This window comes from Streptomyces sp. NPDC059832 (assembly GCF_042731715.1).
In the GTDB taxonomy this organism is placed as follows: domain Bacteria; phylum Actinomycetota; class Actinomycetes; order Streptomycetales; family Streptomycetaceae; genus Streptomyces.
Genome location: NZ_JBHWIY010000075.1, coordinates 1 through 11,686 on the forward strand (window position 1 = coordinate 1; position 11,686 = coordinate 11,686).

At 68.4% G+C, this 11,686-nt stretch carries 8 protein-coding genes; all 8 read left to right on the forward strand.

Going from position 1 to position 11,686, the window contains the following annotated elements:
- Positions 1–1,343: ABC transporter substrate-binding protein (locus ACFV8T_RS44705; RefSeq protein ID WP_385339455.1), on the forward strand; the 1,343-nt coding region annotated here is incomplete at its 5' end.
- Positions 1,340–2,332, forward strand: coding sequence for a carbohydrate ABC transporter permease (locus ACFV8T_RS44710; RefSeq protein WP_385339457.1), 993 nt, complete (start codon positions 1,340–1,342; stop codon positions 2,330–2,332). The genes ACFV8T_RS44705 and ACFV8T_RS44710, both read left to right, overlap by 4 nt.
- A gap of 5 nt (positions 2,333–2,337) precedes the next feature.
- The gene (locus tag ACFV8T_RS44715; RefSeq protein WP_385339460.1) at positions 2,338–3,183 is read left to right on the forward strand and encodes a carbohydrate ABC transporter permease; all 846 of its coding nucleotides are present in this window, start codon (positions 2,338–2,340) and stop codon (positions 3,181–3,183) included.
- Positions 3,184–3,270: 87 nt separating this feature from the next.
- Positions 3,271–5,229, forward strand: coding sequence for a glycoside hydrolase family 5 protein (locus ACFV8T_RS44720; protein WP_385339463.1), 1,959 nt, complete (start codon positions 3,271–3,273; stop codon positions 5,227–5,229).
- 93 nt (positions 5,230–5,322) lie between these two features.
- Positions 5,323–7,077 carry a glycoside hydrolase family 35 protein gene (locus ACFV8T_RS44725; RefSeq protein ID WP_385339465.1) on the forward strand — a complete coding sequence of 585 codons (1,755 nt, stop codon included), beginning with the start codon at positions 5,323–5,325 and terminating at the stop codon, positions 7,075–7,077.
- 5 nt (positions 7,078–7,082) lie between these two features.
- Positions 7,083–7,472, forward strand: a complete 390-nt coding sequence (locus tag ACFV8T_RS44730) for a hypothetical protein (protein ID WP_385339467.1) — start codon at positions 7,083–7,085, stop codon at positions 7,470–7,472.
- A 78-nt stretch (positions 7,473–7,550) separates the two neighbouring features.
- Complete coding sequence (locus ACFV8T_RS44735; protein ID WP_385339470.1) at positions 7,551–10,592, forward strand: alpha-mannosidase; 3,042 nt, start codon at positions 7,551–7,553, stop codon at positions 10,590–10,592.
- Between the two features lie 84 nt (positions 10,593–10,676).
- Positions 10,677–11,348, forward strand: coding sequence for an HAD family hydrolase (locus tag ACFV8T_RS44740; RefSeq protein ID WP_385339472.1), 672 nt, complete (start codon positions 10,677–10,679; stop codon positions 11,346–11,348).
- The last annotated feature ends 338 nt before the right edge of the window (positions 11,349–11,686 follow it).

Here is an 11,686-nt window from a genome sequence, read left to right on the forward strand (position 1 = left end):
TCGATGTCGTCCGGGGGCCGGCGCGCAGAGTCAGCAGCGCCCACGACCGGCCCCAGAGTCAACCCCCGAAGGACTTACGAACTCAACCACTTAGCCGCAGAGGATTCCTCGGCGGATCCATCCTGTTCGTCGCCGGAGCAGCGGTCGGCTGCAGTACCGACCCGGCCGGCGGTGGCTCCACCGGGGCGAAGACCACCCTGAACGTCTGGTCCCACGCCTACGGCGAGGCCGGCACCCAGCAGGCCCTCACCCGCTATGCCACCGCGTTCACCAAGGCCAACCCGGACATCGCGGTCAAGGTCACCTGGACCCCGGGCGACTACAGCAGCAAGCTCTACGCGACCCTGCTCACCGACGCCGCCCCGGACGTCTTCGAGATCGGCGACTTCAGCGAGAGCTTCGCCCGGCAGGGCCAGATAGCCCAGCTGGACGACATCTACGGCAGCGCCAAGTCCGACTTCAACCCGGGCGCCCGCGAGATGGTGACCGTCGACGGCAAGCTCTACGGCGTCAAGACGCTCGACGACGTCATGATGCTCTACTTCCGCAAGAGCGTGCTGTCCAAGGCCGGCATCACCCCGCCCGACAGCTTCGACGCGCTCGCCGATGCGGCCAAGGCCCTGAGCTCCAAGAAGACCAAGGGTCTGTTCGTCGGCCAGGACGGCCTGGGCGACAGCGCCATCCTGTCCGTGTTCTCCAACGGCGGCGACCTCGTCACCGACGACGGCAAGGCGGGCTTCGGCTCCCCTCAGGCCGCCGAGGCCGTGGCCGGGCTCAAGCGCCTTCACGACGACCGGTCCCTGCTGCTCGGTTTCACCACCGACTGGTGGGATCCCGCCGCCCTCACCCAGAACGTCGTCCCGATGCAGTGGGGCGGCCTCTGGTCGATGCCCGCCATCAAGACCGCGCTCGGCGACGACTTCGGCGTCCTGCCGTGGCCCGCCTTCAAGCCCGGCGGCAAGCCCGTGGTGCGCGTCGGCGGCTGGAGCACCTGCGTCAACGCCAAGGGCAAGAACGTGGACGCGGCCAAGAAGTTCGTCCAGTGGCTCTGGATCCAGCAGACCGACCTCCAGACGGACTGGTCGCAGAGCTACGGCCTCCACATCCCGCCGCGCACGTCCGTCGCCGCCACCGCCGACAAGCTCACCCAGGGGCCCGCCAAGGAGACCGTCGAGCTGGCCGCCAAGTACGGCAGGAACAACCCCAGCACCTGGAACAGTGCTGTGAGCTCCCTGTTTACCGCGGCTGCGGCGAAGATCGTCAGCGGGAAGGGCGATGCGCAGAGTCTCCTGGCCGACGCGGTCAAGAAGGCCCAGGGCGAGATCGACAAGCAGCGCGCATGATGAAGTCCGCACCTCCACCCACGCTTCACCACGAGCGTGTCGGGTGCCCCGCGTCCGAGCCGCGGGGCACCGCCCCCGTCCGCCGTTCCCGCCCGGACTGGCGTGCCTGGGGAGCGTTCGCACTGCTTGCCGGGCCCCTGCTGATCGGCCTGGGCCTCTTCAAGTACGTCGCCATCGGCTGGAGCTTCCTGCTCAGCCTCAGTGAGGCCCGCGGCAGCATCGCCCTGGGGCACTGGGTCGGCCTGGACAACTACCAGGCGCTGCTCTCCGATGCGGTGTTCCGCAAGTCGCTCGGCCAGATCCTGCTGTTCACGGTGTTCATCGTGCCGGTGACGTTCGCCGCCTCGCTGGGACTGGCGCTGCTGGTGCACCGGATCCGGCGCGGCCGGGCCGTGCTGCGCACCGCCTTCCTGATCCCGGCCGCAGTCTCCTACGTCGCAGCCTCCCTGCTGTGGAAGATGAGCCTGTTCAACGGGCTGCCGAGCGGCATCGCCAACACGATCGGCGGATGGTTCGGCATGGATGCCGTCCCATGGCTGCAGACCACCTCGCCACCGCTGTACTGGGTCGTCCTCATCACCCTCCGCCTCTGGCTCCAGGTCGGCTTCTACATGGTGCTCTTCCTGGCCGGGCTCCAGGCCATCCCCAAGGAGATGTACGAGGCCGCCGCCCTCGACGGCGCCACCGGCCTGCGCCTGTTGCGCAGGATCACCCTGCCGATGCTGCGCAACACCTCGGTGGCCGTCCTGATGCTGCAGTTCATCGCCGCCTTCCAGGCGTTCGACGAGTTCTACAACCTGTTCAACAGCGGGCTGTCCGGGTCGGCCGCGGCGCCGGTCCGAACCCCCCTGGGCTACCTCTACGACACCGCGATGGGCTCCCAGAACTACGGCCTCGGATCGGCCGGAGCCTTCGTACTCACCGCCCTCATCGTCGGTGTGACCCTGGTCCAGGGTCGGCTCACCGGCTTCGGCAAGGGTGAGGAGTGAGCAACATGACAACAACACGACAGCTGCCACAGGTAGTACGCCGGTCCGTGCGCGGCCTGCTGGCCGGCCTGCTGACGGCGGTGTTCCTGGCGCCCTTCTACCTGATGCTGCGCAACGCGCTGATGGACACGCAGGGCCTGACGTCACCGGACTGGACCTGGTGGCCGTCGACGATGCACTGGGAGAACTTCACCTCGCTCTTCAGCGACCCCACCCTGCACATGGGCCAGGCCCTCGGCAACTCGTTGCTGATCGCCGCGATCACCGCCCCGGTGTCGACGCTCCTCGCCTCGGCCGCCGGATACGCCCTCGCGCGCATCCCGGTACCCGGACGCGGCGTCCTGCTCGCCCTGGTGATGGCCACGCTGATGATCCCCGGATCGGTGACGTTCGTCCCCACCTTCGTCGTCGTGGGCTCCATGGGCGGGGTCAACACTCTGTGGGGAATCATCGCACCCGGGCTGTTCAACCCCTTCGCCGTCCTGCTCTTCCGTAACTTCTACCTCCAGTTCCCCAGCGAGATCGAGGAGGCCGGACGCCTGGACGGGCTCGGCTGGCTCGGCCTCTACCGCCGGATCGCGTTGCCGTCGTCCGGAGCGATGCTCGCCTCGCTCGGCGCGCTCGCCTTCATCGACAGCTGGAACGCCTTCCTGTGGCCGCTGGTCATCGGCCAGGACCCGTCCGCGTGGACGGCCCAGATCGCCCTGTCGACGTTCCTCACCTCACAGACCATCAACCTGCCCGGCCTGTTCGCCGGAGCCGTCGTGACCATTGCCCCACTGGTGGCCATGTTCCTGGTCGCCCAGCGTTACATCGTCGAAGGCATCGCCACCAGCGGCCTCAAGGGCTGAGCCGCACCTGACTCCGGACCACCGGTCCGGGCCGCACCACCTGAAGATCCAACCCCCACACCCACCCCACCCTTGGAGGGGACAAGCATGAGATCCGACAGGTCGGCTCCCGCCGTCAGGAGATTCTTCTCCCGAATCCTGCCTGCCACGGCAGCCGCGGTCACCCTCGTTCTCGCGGGAACCACCGGCTCCGCCGCAGCGGCCCCCAGCGCCACCAGCGCCACCACTCCAATGACCGGACCGCAGTTGGCAGCCTCCTGGACGGGGCCGCTGAGTACCCGCGGGCGGTACATCGTCGATGCCAACGGCAACCGCTTCAAGCTGAAGGCCGGCAACTGGGCCGGTGCCCAGGGCACCTGGGAGGGAAGCGGCGACGTCAACGACCCCGCGAACCACCAGGCGGACCAGATGTCGCACAACATCCCGTTGGGCCTGGACCGCGCCCCGCTGACGCAGATCATGGCCGACTTCCACGAACTCGGGCTGAACAGCATCCGGCTGCCGTTCGCCAACGCGATGATGCGCGACACCACGGTCCTACCGGACTCCGCAGTCGCGGCCAACCCGCAGCTGAAGGGCAAGACCCCGCTGCAGGTGTTCGACGCGGTGGTGGCGGCCCTGACCGCCGAGGGGTTCGCGGTCATCCTCAACAACCACACCACCTCCTACCGCTTCTGCTGCGGCCTGGACGGTAACGAACGCTGGAACAGCGGACAGTCCGCCCAGCAGTGGCAGGACGACTGGCTCTTCCTGGTGAACCGCTACAAGGCGAACAAGCGTGTCGTCGGCGCCGACCTGCGCAACGAGATCCGTCGCGACACCTGGGACGACCCCAACTGGGGCTGGGGTGACGACCACGACACATACGCGGCCTTCGAGCTGGCGGGCACCCGCATCCTGCAAGCCGACCCCGACATGCTGGTCGTCATGGAGGGCATCAACTGGTACGGCATCCCGCTGGACGGGCTGAACTACGGCAGGCCGATGCTGACGCCGGTCCGTGAACTCTCCAACACCCTGATCACCTCGGGGAAGCTGGTCTACGCTGCGCACTTCTACGGCTACACCGGGCCGAACTACACGGGTGCCGACAGCGGACCGGGGCACACCAACGACTGGCCGTACGAGGACTTCCCGCTCGACAAGCTGAAGCAACTGGTACACGACGAGGCCCTGTTCGTCACCCAGTCCGGCCAGCACTTCACCGCCCCCGTCTGGATCAGCGAGTTCGGTGCCGCCGGCCGGGGGTCGGACGACACCAAGGAGAAGACCTGGTTCGACAACTTCACCGACATCCTGGTCGAGAACGACACCGACTTCGCCATCTGGCCGCTGGTCGGATGGACCGGCGCCAACGGCGCGCCGCAGGACACCTGGGCCCTGATCTCCTACGACACCGCCGGCAAACGACAGAGCCTCAGCGACTCCGGTGACTGGCGGTCCGCCGACTGGAACAAGTTGGTCAACGCCTCGGGCGTCTCCGGTCCGGTCGCACAGGTCAACCACTGGAACATGCTCAACCTCGACTTCCGCGACCACAACGTCTCCTCCCGCATGCTCGCCCAGGGCGACTGGAGCCCCGGCTACCGCAAGGGCAACTGCCCCGATAGCCAGCGTCTGACCGGCCTCGGCCGCAGCGACAAGCGCGGCCTGTGCACCGACGCGAACCAGCCCGCCAAGGGAGCCGGTGACTGGGTGGCCGTCCATGACGAGCGCTACGTCACCCACGGCGACTGGGCCTCGGGCTACAACAAACTCCAGTGCCCCGACAACACTTTCGCCGTCGGCTACAGCGTCAACGGCAACTCCATGGCCGGCCTGCTCTGCGCGCCGTCCGCCGCACCGCTGCCGCTGAACGGCCGCAACGCCTGGTTCGACCAGGGCAACAACCGCCCGGCCACCGGCGGCTCGGTCGAAAGCGACTGGGCTCCCGGCTACTACAAGGGCCAGTGCGCCGACAACGAGTACGTCGCCGGCGTCGCCTTCACCTGGAAGTGGAACCACGGCGGAGTCCCCGACGCACTGCTCTGCCGTCCGCTGAGCTGACCCACCTCCCTCAGTTCCACTAGTTCCACTAGTTCCACTAGTTCCACTAGTTCCACTAGTTCCATCAGTTCCATCATCGAGGAGACCACGGCCATGCCACGACTCGAGGTTGCCGCAGACGGCTTCCGTCTCGACGACCGACCGCTGCGAATCATCTCCGGCGGGCTGCACTACTTCCGGATCCATCCGGAACAGTGGGCCGACCGGCTTCGCAAGGCGCGCCTGATGGGACTGAACACGATCGAGACCTACGTCCCATGGAATCTCCACTCGCCCCATCCGGGTGAGTTCCGGCTGGACGCAGGTCTCGATCTTCCCCGGTTCCTCGATCAGGCCGCCGCCGAAGACCTGCACGTACTGCTCCGCCCCGGCCCGTACATCTGCGCCGAGTGGGAGGGCGGCGGCCTGCCCTCCTGGCTGCTCGCCGACGAGGACATCGAACTGCGCAGCCGCGACCCGCGCTACCTGAAGGCGGTGGACGACTACCTCGCTGCCCTGCTGCCGCCCGTCCTTCCTTACCTCTCCACTCGTGGCGGCCCGATCCTCGCTGTGCAACTGGAGAACGAATACGGCGCGTACGGCGACGACTCCGGCTACCTGGAGGATCTGGCGGAGCTGCTGCACCGGCACGGAGTCGACGTACCGCTGTTCACCTGCGACCAGCCCTCCGACCTGGAGCGCGGCGGCCTCGACGGCGTCCTGCGCACCGTCAATCTCGGCAGCCGGGTGGACGCCGGTCTCGCCGAACTGCGCACGCATCAGCCGTCCGGGCCGCTGATGTGCAGCGAGTTCTGGATCGGCTGGTTCGACCGCTGGGGCGGCACCCATGTCACCCGCAGCACGGCCGACGCCGCGGCGGACCTCGACCGGCTGCTCGCGGCCGGCGCCTCGGTCAACATCTACATGTTCCACGGCGGTACCAACTTCGGATTCACCAACGGCGCCAACGACAAGGGCACGTACCGCCCCACCGTCACGTCGTACGACTACGACGCGCCGCTGGACGAGGCCGGCGATCCCGCCCCCAAATACGCCGCCTTCCGCGAGGTCATCGCCCGGCACGAACCCGTCCCCGAGGAGCCGGTACCCACACCCGCACCCAAGCTTGCCCCGGCCGCCGTGGAACTCACCGCATGCGCCGGCCTCCTGGACCAGTGCGAGCGGCTCGGCAGCGCGGTGCTCGCCGACTGCCCGCAGGCCATGGAACAGCTCGGCCAGTCCTTCGGATTCATCCTGTACGAGACGGCGCTCCCGGCGGCCGGGCCGACCGTCCTCCGCATCGCCGAGGTGCACGACCGTGCCCAGGTCTTCGTCGACGGCCAGCCGGTCGGCGTCCTGGAACGCGAGAACCATGAGCACACCCTCGCCTTCCACACTCCCCGGCGCGGTGCACAACTGGCCGTGCTGGTGGAGAACCAGGGCAGGGTCAATTACGGGCAGGGCATGCACGACCGCAAGGGACTGCTCGGCGAGGTCTCCATCAACACACTGGCGCCGGAGCGCTGGTACAGCCGGCCGCTGCCTCTCGACGATCCGGGCCGGCTTTCCTTCACCGCGTTCGAGCCCGCCTCGCCCCCGGTCGGCCCCACGTTCCACCGTGGGCACCTGGACATCGAGCAGCCGGCCGACGGCTGGATCGCCCTGGACGGCTGGACCAAGGGCCACGTCTGGATCAACGGCTTCGCACTCGGCCGGTACTGGTCCCGAGGACCGCAGACCACTCTCTACGTCCCCGCACCGATCCTGAACGCCGGCCGGAACGAGATCACGGTCCTCGAACTGCACGGCGCCACCACCCGTACGGTGGAACTGCGGGGCACTCCCGATCTGGGCCCCGTCGAGGACTGACATCCGTGACACCGGACGACAGGCCTCAGCCAGTTGGACCGACCGGCCACGCCGACATGAACCTCCAGAAGGACCGAGAATGCCCCAGCGCCCATGACATCGCCGGCACGGCCGGATCCCCGGCGAACTGGTGGAGAGAAGCCGTCATCTACCAGGTGCGGGCGCACCCGGGGCTCGGCGCCGGAGACGCCGTCGAATGGACCGAAGCGCCTGCGGGCGTACTCGTCTTCCGCCGCCAGGGCTTCGTCTGCACGATGAACACCAGCGATGAGGCGGTACGCATCCCCGCTCGCGGGCGTCTGCTGCTCGCCAGCTCCCCGGTCGGCCCCACCAACGGCTCCCACGGCGCGAGCTTCGAGCTGGACGCGAACGCCACGGTGTGGTGGACGGTCTGACGCCCCGTTCCCACACCGCTCCGGTCGGCTGGCCGACCGCTTGAAGATCACCGTCCTCCACCGACGACAGAGGATTCCATGCACAGCAAGCGACGCCTCACCGAGCAGCGGCTCGACCGGGTGCTGAACCAGCGCATCCGGCCCGCGGTCCACGCCCGTACCGTCCCGGTCGAGATCGCGATCTGGAGCGTGCCGGGCGAGCCGGTCCCCGTGGCCGACGGCCTGGCCGCACCGTACGAACCCGTGGCGCTCGGGCACCGGTGGGGGCCACCCTGGTCCACCAGCTGGTTCAGGATCAGCGGCAGGGTTCCGCAGGAGTGGGCCGGTCTGCGGGTCGAGGCGGTCATCGACCTCGGCTTCAACGTCACCGGCGCGGGCTTCTCCGCCGAGGGCCTGGTCTACCGGGTGGACGGCAGCGTGGTGAAAGCCCTCAACCCCCGCAACGCCTATATTCCGGTCGCCGACCCGGCGGTCGGCGGCGAGGAGTTCACCTACTACGTCGAGGCCGCCGCCAACCCCAACCTGGTCGACGACCACATCCCGTCGCGGACCGGGGACCAGCCCTCCTGGATGACGGGCGCCGGCTCCGAGAGCGCGCCTTTGTACCAGCTGCTCCGACTGGAGCTGGCGGTCTTCGACGCACAGGTGTGGGAACTCGCCCAGGACCTGGACGTCCTCGGGGGGCTCATGCGCGAACTGCCCGAGGCCGACCCGCGCCGCTGGCAGCTCCTGCACTCCATCGAGCGGGCCCTGGACGAAGTCGACCTGCAGGACATCGCCGGCAGCGCCACCGCTGCCCGCGAGGTGCTGCGCCCGGCGCTCGCCGCCCCCGCGGCCGCGAGCGCCCACCGCATGTCCGCCGTCGGACATGCCCACATCGACACCGCCTGGCTGTGGCCGCTGCGCGAGACCATCCGCAAGGTCGCCAGGACGCTCTCCAACGTCACCCATCTCATGGACGAACACCCCGGCTTCCTCTTCGCCATGTCCCAGGCCCAGCAGTTGGCCTGGCTCAAGGAGCACCGTCCCGAGGTCTACGCCCGGGTCCAGGAGAAGGCGGAGAAGGGGCAGTTCCTGCCTGTCGGCAGCCTGTGGGTGGAACCCGACACCAACATCACCGGCGGTGAGGCCCTCGTCCGGCAGCTGACCCATGGGAAGCGCTTCTACCTCGACGAGTTCGGCGTCGAGACCGAGGAGATGTGGCTGCCCGACACCTTCGGGTACAACGCGGCCATGCCGCAGCTGATGAAACTGGCGGGAATCCGGTGGTTCCTCACTCAGAAGATCTCCTGGAACACCACCAACAAGTTCCCGCACCACACCTTCTGGTGGGAGGGCATCGACGGCACCAGGATCTTCAGCCACTTCCCGCCGGTCGACACCTACAACGCCGAGATCACCGGCGCCGAACTCGCCCATGCCGTCGGCAACTTCCAGGACAAGGAAGCAGCCAACAGCTCGCTGCTCCCATTCGGCTACGGAGACGGCGGCGGTGGCCCCACCCGGGAGATGCTGGCCCGGACCGAGCGTCTCGTCGACCTGGAGGGCTCGGCCAGGGTCGTCATCGAAAGCCCCACGGACTTCTTCGAGCGGGCACACGCCGAATACCCCGACGCGCCGGTGTGGCACGGGGAGCTGTACCTGGAGTTCCACCGCGGCACGCTGACCAGCCAGCTGAGGACCAAGCAGGGCAACCGGCGCAGCGAGCACCTGCTGCGAGAGGCCGAGCTGTGGTCGGCGACCGCCACCTTGCGCACCGGATTCGCGTACCCTTACCAGGCCCTGGACCGGCTGTGGAAGACGGTCCTGCTGCACCAGTTCCACGACATCCTGCCCGGCTCCTCCATCGCCTGGGTTCACCGGGAGGCGGAGCAGACCTACGCCGCCGTCACCGCCGAGCTGTGCGCGATCACGGACGCCGCCCAGCGCGCCCTGGCCGGCGAAGGCGATCTACCGGTTGTCTTCAACGCCGCTCCGTTCGCCCGCGACGGTGTCCCCGCCCTCGGCGCCACGCTCCGCACCCGGCCGCCGGGCAGGCCTGTCGCCCCGGTCCCCTGCGGGGACGGTTTCACGCTGGACAACGGCCTGGTCCGCGTCCGGATCGATGCCCAGGGCCTGGTGACCTCGGCGTACGACATCGCGGCCGAACGCGAAGCGCTGGCCCCCGGCGCCGCCGCCAACCTCCTCCAACTGCACCAGGACTTCCCCAACGAGTACGACGCCTGGGACATCGACGCCTTCTACCGCAACACCGTTCACAACCTCCTCGACGCCGACTCGGTCGGGACACAGGAAGGCGGTGTCCGGATCGTGAGGACCTTCGGTGACTCCCGCATCGAACAGCTGGTCTCCCTGTCCGAAGGTTCCCGACGTCTGGACATCGACACCGAGATCGACTGGCACGAGAAGGAGAAGCTCCTCAAGGCATCCTTCCCGCTCGACGTGCGGGCCGACCACTCCAGCGCGGAGATCCCCTTCGGACACGTCCGGCGCCCCACCCACACCAACACCAGCTGGGACGCCGCCAAGTTCGAGATCTGCGCCCACCGCTTCCTGCACCTCGGCGAACGGGGGTGGGGCGCGGCCGTGGTCAACGACTCGACCTACGGGCACGAGGTCACCCGGGACGTCCGCGCAGACGGCGGCACCACCACCACCGTCCGGCTCTCCCTGCTCCGCGCTCCCCGCTTCCCCGACCCGGATGCCGACCAGGGCCACCACCGCCTGCGATACGGGTTCGTCATCGGCGCCGACATCGCCGACGCCGTCCGCGAGGGCTACGCGTTCAATCAGCCCGAGCGCAGCCTCCTCGGCTCGGCCGAGGTCGAGCCGCTCGTCACCGCGGACAACGAGACCGTTGTCATCGAAGTGGTCAAACTCGCCGACGATCGCTCCGGCGACATCGTCGTACGCCTCTACGAGGCATGCGGGGGACGCACCCGAACCGTCCTGACCGCCGGATTCCCTCTGACCTCCGCGGTCGAGACCGATCTGCTGGAGCGTGAACTCGACCCCCGGGGGAACACGGACGCGGTACAAGCGGACGGCCGAACAGTGCACCTGGCACTGCGCCCGTTCCAGATCCTCACTCTCCGGCTGAGGCCCCGGAAGAGTGACTGACCGAGGCTCTCCAGGAATGGAACCCCGGAGCCACCGACCTTACGAGTGATCAATCAAGCCATGACCAAAGAAGGTAGGACCGCCGTGCCTGTACCTCCCGCCGCTGTCCTGTTCGACATGGACGGCACGCTGGTCGACACCGAGATTCTCTGGCTCCGGACCACGGCCGATCTCGCCGCCCGTCTCGGCCACACCCTCACCGAGGAGGACCTGCCCGAGGTGCTCGGCCGCGCTGTCGACCACACCGCTGCCCACCTGTGCCGCATCACCCGGACCGGCTTCACTGCGGATGCCTTGGCCGAGATTCTCAGCGACACGTTCAGCAGCAAGGTCGCCGCCGAGGTCGTCCCCCGGCCCGGCGCACTGGCGCTGCTCGCCGAACTGAGCGACGCCTCCGTGCCTACCGCGCTGGTCTCGGCCTCCCCTCGCCGCGTAGTGGACCTGGTCCTCGGCAGCCTCGGTGATCACTGGTTCACCGTCACTCTCGCCGCCGAGGACACCGAGCGCACCAAGCCCGACCCCGCCCCCTACCTGGCCGCCGCCGATCGACTCGGGTTGGACCCTGCGGCCTGCGTGGCCGTCGAGGACACTCCGACCGGGGTCGCCTCCGCGCGCGCGGCCGGCTGCTCGGTACTGGCCGTCCCCTCCACTGTGCCGATCGCCAAGGCCGACCGGATCACCTTGCTGGACAGCCTCGAACAGGCCGACCTGGCGTTGCTGTCCACGCTGACTGTGCCGACGACGCCGACCGCCTGACGCCGCTTCCTCGGTTTGCTCGGCGTCCTCGCAACCGCCACCAGACTTTCGGGACTGCCGTTCCGAAGCCGTGATCCACCTTTGAGCGATCGAGCCACCGCGCGGACGCGGAAACTCGGTGGCAGCGGCGGACCTACGGGTGGTGTAGTCGGCCGGACTGCTTCAACTTGCCTATCAGGAGTGCGAACTGTCAGACATCGCCAGCGCGCAACGCGCCAAGTCCTCACGGATCTCACGCTTTAGTACTCCAGTCAGATTTGGTGTCCTGAGCTGGCTCTTTTCAGGTAGTGGCATCGTTGGGCGATGGCTTGGTGGCGTCTGCGCCAGTGGGACCATCT